Origin of the sequence: Paenibacillus helianthi, from assembly GCF_001909055.1 — a bacterium.
GTDB classification, from domain to species: Bacteria; Bacillota; Bacilli; order Paenibacillales; family Paenibacillaceae; genus Paenibacillus_AQ; species Paenibacillus_AQ helianthi.
In genome coordinates, this window is the sequence record NZ_LVWI01000063.1 from 27847 (window position 1) to 45034 (window position 17188).

At 49.7% G+C, this 17188-nt stretch carries 12 protein-coding genes; 10 read left to right on the forward strand and 2 right to left on the reverse strand.

Annotated elements, in window-relative coordinates; all coding sequences use genetic code 11:
* Positions 1 to 105 precede the first annotated feature (105 nt).
* Positions 106 to 2517, forward strand: coding sequence for an RNA polymerase recycling motor HelD (gene helD, locus A3844_RS23505; RefSeq protein WP_074108639.1), 2412 nt, complete (start codon positions 106 to 108; stop codon positions 2515 to 2517).
* On the opposite strand, the gene A3844_RS23510 is transcribed toward helD, so the two are convergent.
* A complete protein-coding gene (locus tag A3844_RS23510) occupies positions 2509 to 3444 on the reverse strand; it encodes a helix-turn-helix transcriptional regulator (protein WP_074108629.1) in 936 nt (311 codons plus the stop codon). The two genes, helD and A3844_RS23510, sit on opposite strands and share 9 nt — an antisense overlap.
* 78 nt (positions 3445 to 3522) lie before the next feature.
* On the opposite strand from A3844_RS23510, the gene A3844_RS23515 reads away from it, so the two are divergent.
* The 8 genes from A3844_RS23515 (at position 3523) to A3844_RS23550 (ending at position 15059) form a co-directional block, all read left to right on the forward strand.
* Positions 3523 to 4053 (forward strand): dihydrofolate reductase family protein, encoded by a 531-nt coding sequence (locus tag A3844_RS23515; RefSeq protein ID WP_074108630.1) that lies wholly within the window; start codon positions 3523 to 3525, stop codon positions 4051 to 4053.
* A 141-nt stretch (positions 4054 to 4194) separates the two neighbouring features.
* Positions 4195 to 4734 carry a DinB family protein gene (locus A3844_RS23520; RefSeq protein ID WP_074108631.1) on the forward strand — a complete coding sequence of 180 codons (540 nt, stop codon included), beginning with the start codon at positions 4195 to 4197 and terminating at the stop codon, positions 4732 to 4734.
* The gene (locus A3844_RS23525; RefSeq protein WP_074108632.1) at positions 4722 to 5168 is read left to right on the forward strand and encodes an EVE domain-containing protein; all 447 of its coding nucleotides are present in this window, start codon (positions 4722 to 4724) and stop codon (positions 5166 to 5168) included. The genes A3844_RS23520 and A3844_RS23525 overlap by 13 nt, the downstream gene beginning before the upstream one ends.
* Positions 5169 to 5467: 299 nt before the next feature.
* Positions 5468 to 6991, forward strand: coding sequence for a malate:quinone oxidoreductase (locus tag A3844_RS23530; protein WP_074088272.1), 1524 nt, complete (start codon positions 5468 to 5470; stop codon positions 6989 to 6991).
* A gap of 305 nt (positions 6992 to 7296) precedes the next feature.
* On the forward strand, positions 7297 to 8322 hold the full coding sequence (locus A3844_RS23535; protein WP_074108633.1) for a sugar phosphate nucleotidyltransferase: 1026 nt from the start codon (positions 7297 to 7299) through the stop codon (positions 8320 to 8322).
* Positions 8323 to 8456: 134 nt separating this feature from the next.
* Positions 8457 to 9656 carry a glycosyltransferase family 8 protein gene (locus A3844_RS23540; protein ID WP_074108634.1) on the forward strand — a complete coding sequence of 400 codons (1200 nt, stop codon included), beginning with the start codon at positions 8457 to 8459 and terminating at the stop codon, positions 9654 to 9656.
* A 248-nt stretch (positions 9657 to 9904) separates the two neighbouring features.
* Complete coding sequence (hprK, locus tag A3844_RS23545; RefSeq protein ID WP_074108635.1) at positions 9905 to 10822, forward strand: HPr(Ser) kinase/phosphatase; 918 nt, start codon at positions 9905 to 9907, stop codon at positions 10820 to 10822.
* 238 nt (positions 10823 to 11060) lie between these two features.
* Positions 11061 to 15059 carry a glycosyl hydrolase 53 family protein gene (locus A3844_RS23550; RefSeq protein ID WP_074108636.1) on the forward strand — a complete coding sequence of 1333 codons (3999 nt, stop codon included), beginning with the start codon at positions 11061 to 11063 and terminating at the stop codon, positions 15057 to 15059.
* A 457-nt stretch (positions 15060 to 15516) separates the two neighbouring features.
* Here A3844_RS23550 and A3844_RS23555 read toward each other — a convergent pair whose 3' ends face one another.
* Entirely contained in the window at positions 15517 to 16884 is a 1368-nt protein-coding gene (locus tag A3844_RS23555) for an erythromycin esterase family protein (protein ID WP_083606985.1), read from the reverse strand.
* 101 nt (positions 16885 to 16985) lie between these two features.
* Here A3844_RS23555 and A3844_RS33185 point away from each other — a divergent pair.
* A partial coding sequence (locus tag A3844_RS33185) for a hypothetical protein (RefSeq protein ID WP_208619398.1) occupies positions 16986 to 17188 on the forward strand: 203 nt, incomplete at its 3' end.

Sequence of the window (17188 nt, forward strand, 5' to 3'; positions counted from 1 at the left end):
TTGTTGATTATCTTTATACTTTGATTATAGCAAAAGAATTTGCGTTTTGTCAACCGTCCTTTTTTCTTTTCTAACTTAGTTTGAGAAGGAGTGTATTCAGGAATGATGGACTCAAATGAATGGCGGCAGGAGCAGCAGCGGCTGGATCTGGTGGTAGGAAAGCTGGAGGCAAGAATTGTTGAACTGGAGCCCAAGATAAGTCAATTAAGGGAGCAGGCGGCGGATATCCGCAAAAGGTTCTGGGATGAGGTTACGGTCAACACGAGCACGGATGAGGATTTTGAAGAGACGTTCTTCACGATTAATCAGCAAACTGCAGTGTTATCTGAACGGGAACGGAGCCACGGACGGTTGTTGCAGCAATGGAAAAATATGAACCGGCTACTGCCATCTCCATATTTTGGACGTGTTGATTTTCAGGAAGAAGGCCAGGGAATCACTGAGCAGGTGTATATCGGGGTGTCTTCCTTCGTCGATGCAGATGGCCTGAGCTTTCTGGTGTACGACTGGCGTACCCCTATGGCGAGTCTATACTATGACTATCCTCCAGGAGAAGCAGCCTTTGAAACGCCGGGAGGGCGCATCACCGGGACCATGAAGCTGAAGCGGCAGTACCAGATTCGTGACGGCCATCTCCATAATGTATTCGATTCGAGTATAACTATCGGTGACCAGTTACTGCAGCAGGTGCTCGGTCAGGGGGCAGATGCACAAATGAAGAGCATCGTGGGGACGATTCAAAAAGAACAGAATGCTATCATCCGCAACGATAACAGCCAAATGCTCATTGTGCAGGGAGCAGCCGGCAGCGGGAAAACTTCTGCGGCGCTGCAGCGTGTGGCTTACCTGCTGTATAAACATCGTGAAAGACTCACCGCTGATCAGATCGTTCTTTTTTCACCTAACCCCATGTTCAACAGTTACGTATCCACTGTTCTTCCTGAACTCGGAGAGGAAAACATGCAGCAGACCACCTTCCAGGAGTATCTGGACAATTGGCTTGCCTCAACGTTTCGTTTGGAAGACCCGTTTGATCAGATCGAATATGTGCTGACCGAGCAGCAGACTCTGGGTTATGAGGCTCGTATGAATGGAATTCAGTATAAGGCATCTAAAGCCTACCTTCAGGCACTCCGCGGCTATTCGTTGTGGCTGGTGAAGGAAGGAATGAGGTTTGACGATATCCGTTTCCGGGATCGCGTGTTAATTCCGGGCGAGCAAATCAAAGAAAAGTTTTACAGCTATGACTCCTCCATTCGCCTCACGAACCGCATCGCACTGGTACAAAAATGGCTGCTGCAGGAGCTGACCCGGCTGGAGAAGGAGGAGCAGGAAGCGTCTTGGGTACAGGAGGAGCTGAACTACCTCGATAGTGAGCAGTACGCTGAGGTGTTCAATATGCTGCATAAAGAGCAGGGGGTCTTTGACTTTGCCGAAAAGTACGCCCGAATATACGAAATCCTGCACAACCAACGCCGTCCGGATGAGAGTGATTTCGATTTTGCCGAGCGGGAGGAAGAGCTGCTCAGCCGAATGATTGTGAAGGAGGAATTCAAACCACTCAGACGGAGCGTAAAACAGTTCTCGTTCATAGACATGGTTGGACTGTACAGCCAGTTGTTCAGAGACGAGGCGGCATACAGGGAGATGACGAATGAAGCTGAGGTACCGGAGCTTTGGGCGGAAATCTGCAGGCAGACCCAAGAAAAGCTGGGCCGAAAAGAACTCTATTATGAAGATGCTACACCGTATCTATATCTGAAAGAACTTGTGGAAGGTGCCCGGACCAACACGCAGGTGCGGCATATCTTCATCGATGAAGGCCAGGATTATTCGATGTTTCAGTATGAGTTCCTCAAAAGACTCTTTCCCCGTGCCCGTATGACGGTACTCGGTGATTTCGGCCAGGCCATCTTTACGCAGGCAACGAATTTGCACGGGATGGACTCTCCCTTGATTCAGCTGTATGGCGAAGCGGCAACCAGTCAGTTTCTTCTTATCCGCAGTTATCGCTCCACCCGTCCAATTGTGGAGTTTACGAAGTCGCTTTTGCCGGGCGGAGATGCAATTGTGCCGTTTGACAGAAGCGGCAGGAAGCCGTCCCTCCTGAAAATGGAGTGCAGCGAGAAACGGGCGGAACGAATAGCGGCAGATCTGGCGGCGCTTCAGGCTGAAGGTTGTACATCCATCGCTGTTATAACGAAGACTGCCGCCGAGAGCAGAGAGGCTTACGAGACTTTGACAGCCGGGGGTTCCAAAGAGCTGTGGCTGATCACAAAGAACACACCCACTTTTGAAAAGGGTACGCTAGTTATTCCTGCCTATCTCGCTAAAGGTGTTGAATTTGATGCAGTGCTGATCTACGATGCTTCCCCGCAGTCCTTTGACCGGGAGAGCGAGCGCAAGCTCTTTTATACAGCATGCACACGGGCAATGCACCGGCTTTTACTGTATACGACAGGGGAATGGACGCCTTTTGTTCAGGCGGTAGATCCATCGTTGTATGAGCTAGTGTAAGCACCGGTACGGCTTCAAGCTGAGCTCCAGCAGCTGGATAACGGTCTCCTGCAGCTGGGGCGGCTCTGCGACCTTCACTTCAGGTCCGAACTTCAGCAGCCCCCGCGCCGTATAAGGGAACTCTTCCACGGGGACGCTGCTCTTCCAAAGATAGGCATACTCAGAAGGGAGCTCTGCCTGCTGCAGAGAGTGAAACATTGGGTCGGATTCCGCGAGCCGGGCGCCAAAGGCGGTAAACCATAGCGTAACCTCCAATCGGGGCCGCTCATCGGCAGCTTCCAGCCACTCCTGCAGATTTGGAGCGGAGAGGTCCTCTTGTTCCAGCACCTCCAACTGCAGAATGCGATCGGCGCGGTACAGAATCACACGGTCGCCTTTCTTGGCGGGCATATACCAGTAGCCGTTCTCCAGGTAGATGCCGACAGGGGTTGCTTGTGCGTCCTTCGTTCCGCTCCGCGAGCGGTAGGTGAACGCAATCTGCTTCTTGGCAATTGCCGCTTGCAGAATAGCTGTCGTAAACGGCGCAGGCTGTGCAGGCTGCTGCTGGAGGACGGCGATGTGGCTGCGCATCCGGTCGATCGAGTCCTTCACGTCAGGCGGCAGACTGGCATAGTACTGCTCGGCCAGGTGCGTCCGGAACGACTCATAGGGGAAGCTCTGGATTTGCTCCATGACCTGAATCATCAGGAAAAGACCCAGAGCTTCGTTAGGTGTAAGCCGCAGCGGTGGCAGAATCCGGTTAGGCAGCGCCCGGTAACCGCCATGGGCACCTACTTCGGCATATAACGGGAAGCCGATCTGCTGCAGGTAGTCGAGATCGCGCTGAATCGTACGCAAGGACACCCCGAAGCGTTCGGCCAACTCACGGGCAGTGAATTTTCTGCGGGAGTCGATGATTTGCATCATGGCTAGCCGTCGGTCATTCATTTTTTGCACCTCGTTTAATTACGACGTATATTGTCATAGTTCCAGTTTATCATGAAAGCATGAGAGGAGCGATGAACAATGAAGCAGAGTAAAGTTGTGCTGTATGTTGCCATGAGTCTGGACGGGTATATTGCCAAGCCAGATGGTTCAGTGGATTGGCTCTATGATGTCCAAGGGGATGGGGGCGACAACGGCTACGGTGATTTTTACAAGGGCATTGGCGTGGTGGTTATGGGAAGGCTTACCTATGATGAGGTGCTGAAGATTTCGGATGAATTTCCTTATGCCGGCAAGCCTTGTTACGTTCTGACCAGAAGAGAGCAAGCTCCAGACAAGTATGTTCATTTTACCGACGAGGCACTGGACAGCTTGATCCCGCGGCTGCAGGCCATGAGCGATGGGGATGTCTGGCTGGTGGGGGGCGGCCAGCTGGTGCAGGCGTTCCTGGAGCATGAACTGATTGATGAAGTGCAGCTAACCCTGATTCCGAAGCTGCTTGGCGAGGGGATTCCGTTATTTCCTGCAGGAACAGTTCCTGGCAATCTGAAGCTGACAGGGCTGGAGCGTATGGGTCAGATGGCATCGATCTGTTATGAAGTCATCAAGTAAGAAGCCTGGCGGCGGGAGGGTCTTTGCGGAACCGGGTTCGTGACGAAGCTGAAAAATAATTAAAATGCTACTGACATAACGTTGTCAGTAGCGTTTTTGTATAATCAGATTAGATCAAGATAAAGGAGCTGTTCGAAAAGTATGAATACCACCGAAGCGTTGCAGCGGTTTGAAGAAACGGCAAATTACTATCTCCATCAACTGGATGATTTCAGTATGGAGCAGTTGAAGCGTCAGCCAAGTGAGGACGAGTGGTCGCTTGGGCAAATGTATCTGCATCTGATTCACTCGGCTCTGTATATGCAGCTTCGCAATGTTGAACAATGCCTGGCTCCAGGCGAGGATTCTGTTGCCTCTATCGCGGAAAAAACAAGAGAGGGTACAGAGATTTTTGATCAAGGAAGCTTCCCGCCTATTCGTGTCCATGTCCCGCCTTCTCCACAATATACCCCGGTGCAGCCAGAGAGCAAAGAACAGTTAATTCAGGGATTGAATACCGTGATCGGCCGAATGAAAGAAACCTTGCCGAAGCTTGAACAGGTACCTCTACAGAATACGGTACCCCATCCGCGATTCGGTCCACTCAACTCCAAAGAATGGTTTTTGCTTATTGAAATGCACTATCGTCATCATCTTCTGCAGATGGACCGGTTGAGGGCATTTCTAGAATGCAACGTATAAGCGAGCAAAGCCGCTGCTGGATTGGGGTTGTCTCCGCTTCTCATGTGAAGCGGGGGGTGCTCGGTGGATTCGCCCAGCTCAACCATGGCAAGTCAGGACCTTTGCGGCGGATGAGCCGTGGCGATTGGCTAATATACTATTCTCCACGGACGGATATGGCGAAGGGGGAGGTCCTCCAGGCGTTCACTGCCATTGGTCAGATTGAAGATGACAGCATCTACCCCTATCCGATGTCCGAAACCTTTGTGCCCTACCGCCGGAATATCCGCTATTTTCCGTGCCGGGAAGTGAAGATTGCGGATCTATTGAACCAGCTTAGCTTCACACGCGGGAATCGAAACTGGGGGTATAGCTTCCGTTATGGTCATGTCGAGATCAGCCGGGAGGATGGTCAGACGATTGCGGCCGCCATGCTGGACCCCATAAGAGAATAAGCGGATGCGGTTCCGTCTTATGAACATCTGGTAATAAATAATAATTCAAGAAACGGCTGGAACAGGGGGACCTGAACCAGCCGTTTTTTATATTTTAGCGGAGTTATGGGGAGGGATTCACTATGTTATATAAAAAACTAGATAAATATTAAAATTTATATGTAATAGTGATACACTAAGATCAGGTCATCATTGATCAATAAAAGGTGTGTGACGAAGTCGCGCCCTGGCTTGTTATAGCGCCTAAGCAGGAGCGCCTGAATCTTCCTGCAAATCGTAGGGTAGAAGGACGGGTAAACATGAGCAACCAACAAACAAAAACAGACGTTATTTTAATTGGTGCCGGAATCATGAGTGCGACGTTAGGTTCTATGCTGAAAGAATTAGTCCCGGACTGGACCATCACCGTGTTTGAGCGGCGGGCGGGCGCAGGCGAGGAGAGCTCTAACGAATGGAATAATGCGGGAACAGGGCATTCCTCACTGTGCGAGCTGAATTACACCGTAGAGGGGCCGGATGGATCCATCGATATTAGCAAGGCTGTAAAAGTAAATGAGGAATATCAGTTCTCCAAGCAATTCTGGTCTTATCTGGTAAATAGCAAACGGATACAAAACCCGCGGGACTTTATTGTGGCCGTACCCCATATGAGCTTTGTCCAAGGGGAAACAGATGTTGCTTTTCTAAAAAAAAGATATGAAGCGCTTTCGGAAAATCCGTTGTTCCAAGGGATGGAGTTTTCCGATGACCCGGAACAGCTGATGAAATGGATTCCGCTAATGATGAAGGAAAGAAGAATAGAACAGCCTATAGCGGCAACCCGAATTGAATCAGGTACAGATGTGAACTTCGGTGCTTTAACACGCATGTTGTTTGACCACCTAGAGAGTAATCAGACCGATATCCGATTCAAACATCAAGTGGAGGATATTACCCGTGCCCGTGACGGCTCTTGGGACTTGAAGGTGCAGAATCTCGATAAGGGTACCACTTCGCATCATTCTGCAAAATTCGTCTTTATCGGCGGCGGGGGAGGAAGCCTGCATTTGCTGCAGAAATCCGGTATTCCTGAAGGGAAAGGGATTGGGGGATTTCCGGTAAGCGGACTGTTCATGGTGTGCCAGAAGCCGGATATTGTAGCAAAGCATCATGCCAAAGTATACGGAAAAGCTGCGGTCGGAGCTCCTCCAATGTCTGTTCCGCATCTGGACACGAGAGTGATCGACCAGAAGGAATCGCTGTTCTTTGGACCGTTTGCCGGCTTCTCGCCAAAGTTCCTCAAATTCGGCTCGATGTTTGATTTGATTACTTCTGTAAAGCCGGGCAATCTGACAACGATGCTGGCAGCGGGGGCAAAAAACCTTCAGTTGACCAAATACCTGATTGGACAGGTGATGTTATCCAAAGAACAGCGTATAGAAGCTTTACGGGAGTTTGTCCCGGACGCCAAGAGTGAGGATTGGGATTTGGTGGTGGCAGGCCAGCGTGTGCAGATTATCAAAGATACCGCAGCCGGCAAAGGAACGCTGCAATTTGGCACAGAAGTGATCAGCAGTGCCGACGGGTCGATAGCGGCTCTATTGGGGGCCTCTCCCGGTGCTTCTACCGCTGTTTCTGTCATGCTGGAAGTCATCATCAAATGCTTTCCGCAGCAGATCAAAGCATGGGAATCGAAAATCAAAGAGATGATCCCTTCCTATGGTGCCACCTTATTGGATAACCCCAAACTAATACAGGACATTCACACCTTAACGGATCGCTCCCTTGGTCTAACGAATGAAGCGGGAGAGTATGAGACACAGAAACATGCATTTACTTCATAAATGTTTTTCTGGAAATATTCGAAATTCTTGAATGGGTCAGTAAACACCCGGTTCCCGATTGACGCGGAATCGGGTGTTTGACATGGGGATTTATGGGGGCGGCTTGTCCCTTCTTCGACCGGCTATTCATCCAGTAAGTTCTATCATAGTAATCTCCCTCAATACGGGCGTATATCTGCAATCATAGTTTAATAGGTCATTGATGCTTAATATATACCCAAGCTCCTTTATAGCTTGTGCATAAAATATAAAGAGCTCATCTGCACCGAGCCGAAATATTTATTTTATCAGTAGGGGGGATATTTATGAAAGGATTAATCCTGTGTGCCGGCCGAGGGACGAGACTGCAGCCTTCAACATATACCAAACCAAAGTGCATGTTACCTGTTAACGGGGAGTATATTCTTGTCTCAATCATTAATAAACTTGTTGCGGCCGGAATCACCGAGATTGGAATCGTAGTGAACCATTCGCAAGGAGAGATCCAGCAAACGATTGGAGATGGGGAGCGATGGAACGCCTCGTTAACCTTTCTTCTGCAAAAAGAAGCAAAGGGACTGGCGGATGCGGTCAAAAGCGCGCGGTCCTTTGTGGCGGATTCCCCTTTTTTAGTGATGCTTGGCGATAATTTGTATGAGGGTGATCTGATGCCATTCATCCGATCATTGGAAGCGGGTAAGGCTGCGGCCTCGATCCTGCTTCAACAGGTTAAGGACCCTAGTCAATTTGGCGTTGCCGTCATCCATGATGGACAAATTGTCAGTCTGGAAGAGAAACCCCGCATCCCTAAATCCAATCTGGCGATCGTCGGTGCATATGCTATTACTGCAGCTATCTGGCCGGTATTGGACAGACTGACACCCTCCCCACGTGGAGAATACGAGATGACGGATGCCATCCAAATGTTAATCTCAGAGGGCAAGCATGTTGCGTACAGCATAACGACCGCACCGTTTTTTGATATCGGGACCCATGAACGATGGCTTGAAGCGAACCGATACAAGATGGATCAAGATCCGCAGAACTTCATGAACTCATCTGACATCCACATATCTGCTCAATTCATTCCTCCGGTTAGGATTGATCCGACTGCAAGTGTAACGAACAGTGTTGTTGGACCTTATGTGTATATTGGTCCGAATAGCGTGGTGCAAGATTGCATTCTAACCAATAGTATTTTAACTGATCAGGTGGAATTGTCCCATGTTCATGCGGAAGGAAGTGTTTTTGGATCGTATGTTCATCTGGCTGAACAAGAAACTCAGGAGCGGCCGGCTCGTTATATCCTGGGCGATCGTGCATCAGTCACAAGAGTCCAAGGGGATTCGTAAAATGGATTCAAAATAAATTGCATATGTACTGGGGAATAGTCCAATCCGGTCACTGGGGCAAACATACACTTAAAGTAGTCGAATGCATCAGGCAACTATGCAAAAGATACTTTAAAGGTAGGTGATCGTTGATAATGGTTGATTTAGTTTTAACGATTAACGATAAAGACGGGAGCTATACGGAGCATGCGGGTGTTGTTCTTGCATCAGTTTTTGCTAACACCCAGCAAATGATCAATGTGCACATTGTGCATGATGATTCCCTAAGCGAAGAAAACAAGTTAAAGCTCACTCAATTAGTGGATGTATTTCATCACAACATCTTTTTTTATCATGTTTCAATTCCTTGGGATATGCAAGAGGTTGCAGCCGGCGTGCATAAAATCGACTACTGGACAATGGCCAGTATGTACCGTTTGTTGCTTCCGATCATTATTCAGGCTGACAGGGTTATTTATCTCGACTGCGACATTTTGGTTAATATGGATATCAATGAACTATGGAGCATCGACCTGGGAGAACATTATTTGGGCGCAGTACTGGATCAGGGCGAAAATTTGCTGGAGTACTTCATCTCACTCGGGCTAAGTGCAGAGCTGTATTTTAACTCAGGGGTCATTCTGTTTCAACTGAACAATATCCGTGGTAAAGAGAACTGGTATGGCGAAATGCTTGATTTCTTGCGTAATTACCCCACGATGACCATGCCTGATCAGGATATTCTGAATGCTGTTTATAGCTCTAACTATTTGCAAATGGATCAGCGGTTTAATACGTTTGCTCATAGCGATCTCGATTTAGAGAATAAAATTGTGCATTTCGCCGGAGACAATAAGTGGTGGGATATCAATTCACCCAATGCACCGATATACAATAATTACCTTGCCATGACTCCGTGGGCCAGAGAGCTTACACCAGTGCCGGTTTCCGAGCCGGCGCCGGCTGATATCCCGGCCGATATCCCGGCTGAACCGCCAGCTGATATCCCGGCTGAACCGCCCGCTCCGGAAATCCAGCTCCCGGAAACTTCAGTTCTGGAAAACCCGGCTCCTGAAGTGCCTGCACCGTCCCCGGATATTCCTGTGAAGCGGCACAGACGAAAACGCCGCAGAACGTTGCGGCTGATACGCAGACTGAGAAGAAGAAGAATGATCCGCGCCAAATACCGTTCAATCAAGCGGGCAAGGCTGATCAAGCATCGATATGTAAAGAGAAAGGCACTGCAACTGAGAATGAGAAAACTACGGGCGGTAAGAAGAAAGCGCAGATATGTGATCAATCAGCTCTCTCTGAAAAAAAGCAAATACACCCGGAAGCGTAAGCGTGTCTCATAAAGTAGGTTAATGAATATAATCCCGCAAAAGAAGCAGATGTGTCGGATACCCCGGCAGACCTGCTTCTTTATTTTTTTGTATTTCTACTGGCCAATGCAATCAGGCAAATAAAGAGGAAAGAAAGTTCAGGTCTGCTCCTCCCCCATTGGCAGGAATACTCCCTCGGATCGTGGAATATAAACCGGGAGCAAAGGATTCGAAATACAGGCGTATCCTGGATATGTCCTAACCGCAGGAGGAGAACAACAATGAAGTCTATCACTGTTCAAGGTCTTACGGAGAAGTTCCACTTGGAAGTGCTGGCGGGCTCCAGCCGTATGGACCGTGAAATCACCCGTCCACGGACGCATAGACCGGGGCTGGAGTTTGTCGGCTATTTTGATTTTTTTCCCATGGAGCGGGTGCAGGTGCTCGGCCGTAAGGAAATTACCTATTTATTGACGCTAAGCGTAGAAGAGCGCATGCTGCATATTGGAAATATCGTTAAATATCATCCACCGTGTTTTATTGTGACCTCAGGACAGCAGGAGATCCCCTACCTGACTCTATTCTGCGACCAGGAGGGGATTCCGCTGCTGCGGACAGGTGATACCACAACAGAGTTCATTGCCAAGCTGGACAGCTATCTGGTGAAGACGCTGGCGCCGGAGCTATCGATCCATGGAGTATGTGTGAATGTGTCAGGCATCGGTGTTCTGCTCAGGGGCAAGTCCGGGATTGGCAAAAGCGAGACCGCACACACGCTAATCGGCAGAGGCCACCGGTTCGTGGCAGACGATATTGTGGTGCTCAAGAAGCTGGGTCCGTCCACGCTTCTCGGGACACATAATGAGACCACACGTGAATTTCTCGCGCTGCGCAGTATTGGCCTGATCAATGTGGTGCGCCAATACGGACGCAAGGCCTTTCAGGACGAGACGCGCATTGTGCTCGATATTGAGCTATCCCCATGGCGGGAGAATTCACTGAACAACGACCTGGAGCTGGTGCCCCAGTTCACGGATTATCTCGGTGTCCAGATTCCGCATATCGAGGTCCAGCTTCAGCCGGGGCGCGATGTAGCGGGGTTGATCGAAGCGGCAGCCAACAATTGGTACCTGAAGCAGCTTGGCTACAGCGCTGCTGAAGAGTTCATGCAGCGGATTGAGAATGGAATGGAGTCTTAGAACGATAGAACAGCCGTTTTCCGTCATAACCGGGGAACGGCTTTTTGCCGTGTGCGCCTGGGATGATACCTGATGCAAAAGTGTGCCAACGTACAAAATGCTTGCTTAAGCATACAAAATGTTTTCTTTTCATACGTTACCTAATATTTTAACGATTGATATATTTATATGTAAGTGCTTACGTGCAACAGGAGTACTCATTGGCATCGAAAGACGGGCATAGAAAGGTGATCAGAACATGAGAAATAGAGTAAAGGGCATATCCGTGGTATTAGCAGTATTGTTGATGTTCAGTTCATTTTCATTCCAAATGGGGACGGCGAAGGCTACAGCTTCGAATGGTCCGCAGATTGTGAACGGCGGTTTTGAGACGGATTTCTGGGCCGACCATTCATGGAGTGTAGAAACGGCAGACTGGAATCAGGTAGAGATTAGCCGTTTTGCATATGCCACTGATAAATGGCTCACACCGGATCAAGGGACTTATGCATTTAAATATTGGATGAAAGATGCGGCGACTGGAAATCAGGCCATCACGGTGAAGCAGACCCTGAATTCTCTTCCGGCAGGGAGCTATGAATTGTCGGTCAAGTCGATGGGCGGCGCTGGAACAGCAGCGGGTAAGGTTGAGTTGTTTGCGGGAGACGGCAAATCATCCGTTACTGCCACCACCGGTTATAATGCCTGGGGAACGGTCAGTCTGAAATTTGTATTGGCACAGAATACCTCCAGTCTTGTCATCGGGGCGAATATCAGCGGTGCTCCGGCAGCGTGGGGATATTTGGACAGCTTCGAGCTGAAGCAGACAGGCGTAGAAGCTGCTCCGCCGGTAGCGGCAGATATTTTTGTGAAGAAGGTTGAAGGACTCTCGCCTGACTTTATTAAGGGTGTGGATATTTCCAGCATCATCGCTTTGGAGAATAGCGGAGTCAAGTTTTATAATGAGGCCGGAGCAGTGCAGGATATTTTTACAACGGTACATGAAGCCGGAGTGAACTATGTTCGGGTGCGGATCTGGAATGATCCTTTTGATACAGCGGGCAGGGGGTATGGAGGCGGCAATAATGATCTGGCAACCGCCATTGAAATCGGCAAAAGAGCCACCGCCAATGGAATGAAGCTGCTGGTGGACTTTCACTATTCCGACTTTTGGGCCGATCCGGGCAAGCAGCATACGCCCAAGGCATGGGCAAATCTAAGTTTCGAAGACAAGAAGAACGCGCTGTATACGTATACCAAAGAAAGCCTGCAAGCCCTGCTCGATGAGGGTATTAATGTAGGCATGGTACAGGTAGGTAATGAAACCAACGGGCAGTTCGTCGGGGAATCCGATTGGACGAAGATGAGCGCATTGTTTAGTGAGGGAAGCAGAGCGATCCGGGAAGTCAACTCTAATATCCTGATCGCACTACATTTTACGAATCCGGAGTCATCGGGCAGATATGTTTCCTATGCACAGAAGCTGAAGGATAACCAAGTAGACTATGATGTGTTCGCGAGTTCCTATTATCCGTTCTGGCATGGCACATTAAGCAATTTGACATCTGTTTTGAAGCAGGTAGCCGATACTTTTGGCAAAAAGGTAATGGTAGCCGAAACCTCTTACGCGTATACCGCTGAAGATGGGGACGGACACGGAAATACAGCGCCGCAAAGCTCTGGCCAAACCTTGGATTATCCCATCAGCGTTCAAGGCCAGGCCAATTCAGTCAGAAATGTGATTGAGGCGGTTGCCAATGTTGGTGAAGCGGGAATTGGCGTGTTTTATTGGGAGCCGGCATGGCTTCCGGTAGGTCCGAAAGAAAACCTGGAGCAGAATAAACTCCTGTGGGAAAAATACGGTTCAGGTTGGGCCGCGAGCTATGCGAAGGAATATGACCCTAAAGATGCAGGGGTATGGTATGGCGGAAGTGCGGTCGACAACCAGGCATTGTTTGACTTTGGCGGGCATCCGCTTCCTTCACTGAATGTATTCAAATATGTGGATACTGGGGCGGTTGCTTTGCTTGCCATTGATGAAATCGGGGCGGTCTCGGTGACTGCGATGGCCGGGGAGCCGGTTGAATTACCGACGGTTGTAAGTGTTACTTACAATGATGGAAGTACCGGAAAGATACCGGTGGTATGGGATCAAGCCGCACTTGATCAGGCGACCAGCCAAGGGGCGGGCAGCTATATAATTAGCGGAACCGTAGAAGGCGGTCATGCGGTGAAGGCTTCTCTTGTCATTAAAAAAGAGAACTTCATCGTTAACGCGGGTTTTGAGAATAGCGACAGAAGCATGTGGAAGATTACGTACGGAGAGGGAAGTTCACCTCATACGGATTATCAGAATAAGGTTTCCGATGCCAAGACAGGTAATTATTCGCTTCATTTCTACTCCGCAAACCAAGTCAACTTTAGTGTAGTACAGACCGTTTACGGGCTGAAGCCGGGATACTACAACCTCTCCATGTCCATTCAGGGGGGAGATGCTGTTCATCCCGAGATGAACCTCTTCGCCGTGACGGGCGGACAAGAAGTGAAAGTGGACACCGGGGTTAACGGGTGGGGGCAATGGAATAACCCTGAAATCGGGAATATCCCCGTTACCGATGGGAAGCTGACGATCGGAGCCAATATTAAGGCCGATGGCGGCGCATGGGGAACGATGGATGATTTCTACCTAAGCTTTGCCAAAGATATGGAGCAGGAGCCTGATCCAGGAACGGGGACCCCAGGAAATCCTGGCGGAGAAGTACCTCAGCCGGGAAATCCTGGTGGAGAGGTGCCTCAGCCGGGGAATCCTGGAGGGGAGCAGCCTCAACCTCAACCGGAGACTCCGGCTACTCCGCAGCCTCAGCCAGAGACGCCAGTTAGCCCGCAGCCATCTGCCGGAGGGACACAACCTGTGACCGAGACGATCACAGTTAACGTGGATGGCGGGAATGCAGGGGGGCAACCGGTATCCAATGTGGTTATTAACCGGACAACCCAACCGGATGGAACCCAAAAAGACAAGGCTGATTATACAACGGCCAAGGCACTTGAAGCCGTAGGTAAAGTTACTGCAGCGGGTCTTGATACAGTCCGGCTAGTCCTTCCGGATAAGGAAGACAAGGTCTCCGAGCTGGATCTTGGATTGTCCCAGGATACCTTGAAGACACTTGCTTCCGGCAAGGTCAATCTGGAAATGTACACGAATAATGCCAGATTGATCCTGCCACAGCAGACTCTAACTCTGCTAAACGGAGATTATCGGTTCAAGTTCATCCCTGTGAAGAATACGGCTGCGGTCAAGTCTGTAGAGGAACGGGCCAAGAAGGAGGCTGTCGTCCAAACGGCTGCAGGTACCGGAAGTGTAGAAGTTGTAGGACGTCCGGTGACCATTGAGACGAGTCTGAAGGATCAGCCGGTCGACTTGATTCTCCCGATTCCAAGCCACGCTGTTCCCACCGGTGCGGCTGATCGGGCGGCATTCTTAGCGAAGCTGGTGATCTACATTGAGCACAGCGACGGCGAGAAAGTGCTGGTACAGCCAGAAGTGGTGCAGTATTCAACCGAGCAGCTTGGACTGAAGTTCCGCGTGACCAAATTCAGCACATTTACTGTACTGAGTATGGATAACTGGGCAGCATCCCAGCAGAGTCCATCCACGCACCAACCCTATATGAAGGGGTATCCGGATGGCGCCTTCAGACCGGGTCAAGCGATGACCCGAGCTGAAATGGCAGCGGTTCTGTCCCGGATTGGAGCAAGTCAGAATACAAAGGCCCAGCCTATAAGCTATAAGGATATGAGTGATTTTGGGTGGGCGGCAAACGATATTGGTACAGTAACATCGACAGGATTAATGACAGGATACAAGGATGGAACCTTCGGAGCGAATGTGTTCATCACCCGGGCTGAAATGGCAGCCATTGTGGTGCGCTGGATGAATCTGAGCGGAGAGCCCGCATCCTCATTCACGGATACTCAGGGTCACTGGTCAGAACACAATATTGCCTTGGTTCAGCAGGCAGGGTATATGAAGGGGATGCCGGACGGAAGCTTCGGACCGGATAAGCTGCTCAGCCGGGTAGAAGCGGTGACTTTAATCAATAGAGTACTTAAGAGAGGACCTTTATACGGTTCCCTGACTCCGGCATGGTCAGATGTGCCCCTGGGCTATTGGGCCTTTCAAGACATTGAGGAAGCCTCCGTCAGTCATAGCTACACCCTTCGGGAAGCTGGCGGGGAAGAGAACAAGGGGGAGTAAGAGGAGGACAAGAGGGAGAACAGGGTCAAGTAGCAAAATCCTTCCGCATCCTCAAAAATTGCATTACGATGGCCTTCTGTTGTGGATAAGATGTGTATAGTTGCCGAAGTGGAATTAGTCCACTTAAATAGACGAAAAAGCTTTTTGCGGAGGCAATAGTGGGAAAGAGTAGACTTAATTTAAGCGAATTTACCCGAAAGGGTGGGAATCGGCCGGATTAGATTTACTTTTTCCAACATGCGCTTGCGGAGAAGTGGGTGAATAAGATTTAAGTTCACTTTGTCCAACTTGCTTGCCGCCGAGTCTAATGAGGCCATCCAAGCAAGTCTAAACCAGAAATCCACAACGGCTATACTGTCCAGCGAAGGACGGTGTAGCCGTTGTGTCTTGGGAGTAGTCCGAGCATCCTCCCCGTGGGCCAGCCAAACAGCTGGTGCAGATTCTGATACTTAGTCTTCTAATACGCAGGAGTCGGAGTGTTGACCTTGTCGATGACCATCAGGCCGTCGAACTGCTCCTTCGGAACAAACTTCATCGACATCGGAGCAATGACCTCGCTTGTCATCCCGTCTTCAGCGGCATAGATTGGCTTAAACATCCAGCTGTTGGCGGCCTTTGCCTTGGTGTGGCCGGACAGGTCGACAAAAGTATTGGCGTAGCCAGACTTCATAATGGTTTGCTCCAGGCTGCCCTTTGGCATAGGGGTGATTGAAAATGGCTTCATAGTTGTAATTGAAACGGTCTTGCCTCTGTTCATAAAGAAACCGACTACGTACATTTTATCCTTGAGCTTTTGGTGCAGGAGTTCTCCCATGCTCTTGAAGCTGCCCACCCATTTGCCGCCCTCGAGCACCCGGATGTCCGAGGTGTTTTTGGCAAGGTGGTCATTATGTGCCCACAAAATGATTTTTTTACCCGGATATCGGACTTTCATCAACCATTCCACATGCTCGGCCATAGCCCGGTCGCGTGCCTCGTAGGATTCCTGCACATTTGTAATCAAGCCACTTTGCAAAAATTGCACACGATCCTCCAGCGATTTCAGGACAACATCAACGATAAAAGGATTTTTTGGATAGGCCGCCGCAAACTGCTCCCGCCGGTCTTTGATGAACTGGATATACTTTTCATATTCCGGTACATTGCGCTGGTTGACTTGTTCCATCCCTTGCTTATACTCTTTACGCTCAGGATGCAAACCATATTCATTCGCTACATCATAGAATTCGGTGATCGCTTGCAGATCAAAATGTTCAAAGGCCTTCCCGTACTCCTTGTCTTGAGTGGAGATGAAGTCTCTCACGCCGTAGGTCAGCAGAGGGTTAGTGAACTGGTTATCAAAACCGGCCAATTCCAGTGGCTTGTCTGTCTTACGCGACTTCTTAATATAGTTGAACAGCTCAAGCGTCTCTTTGGAATGCCAGACCGGCAGGACGGAATACATCATCATCTGGGTGGCAGTCAACTGATCGGCCTGTTTGTTGATAAACTCGGCATCGCCCAGGCCAGATTCAAAGGCAATGACATCAAAACCAAGCTCTTCGTGCAAATATTTAATCATTTTCGTCTTCATACTTGCGTATTCGGCTACCCGGTGAAAGTTCTCACCCAGACTGACTACCGTTTTACCTGCAAGCAGCGGCTTTAGAAAAGCCAGATCGCTGTAATCCTCTCCGCGGAGTGACTTGATCTCGTGCGCATAGGCCAGCGGCTTCGAAGCAGACTGTGGTACAGCCCCCGCTAGAGCGCTCTGACCGGGCAACAGCACCAGCAGTGCAGACAATAGAGTGATTACCCTCCGGTTCCATTTTAATTTCATAGACATTGGTGTTCCTCCCACTATAAATTAATAAATACTCTTGTTTACTCACTCGTTCTAAGATTTTCAGCCATAGACAGATTGAGAGCTGGAGAAGTCATGTAAGGATGACATTATTTTCTGGTGAAGCCGGTGGCGGGAATAGAGAGCGGGGGATTCATCCCCAACCCAAGGATACGTTCTGTGATCGCACTTTGGATATCCACACCTGTCTCCTGACGGCTTACCCTCCCATGTCACGCGGGGTCTTTGCCCTTACATTCCTTCGTTCGGCCTCTCAGGAGGTGGACGCCGTTTCTTGCTCCTTTAC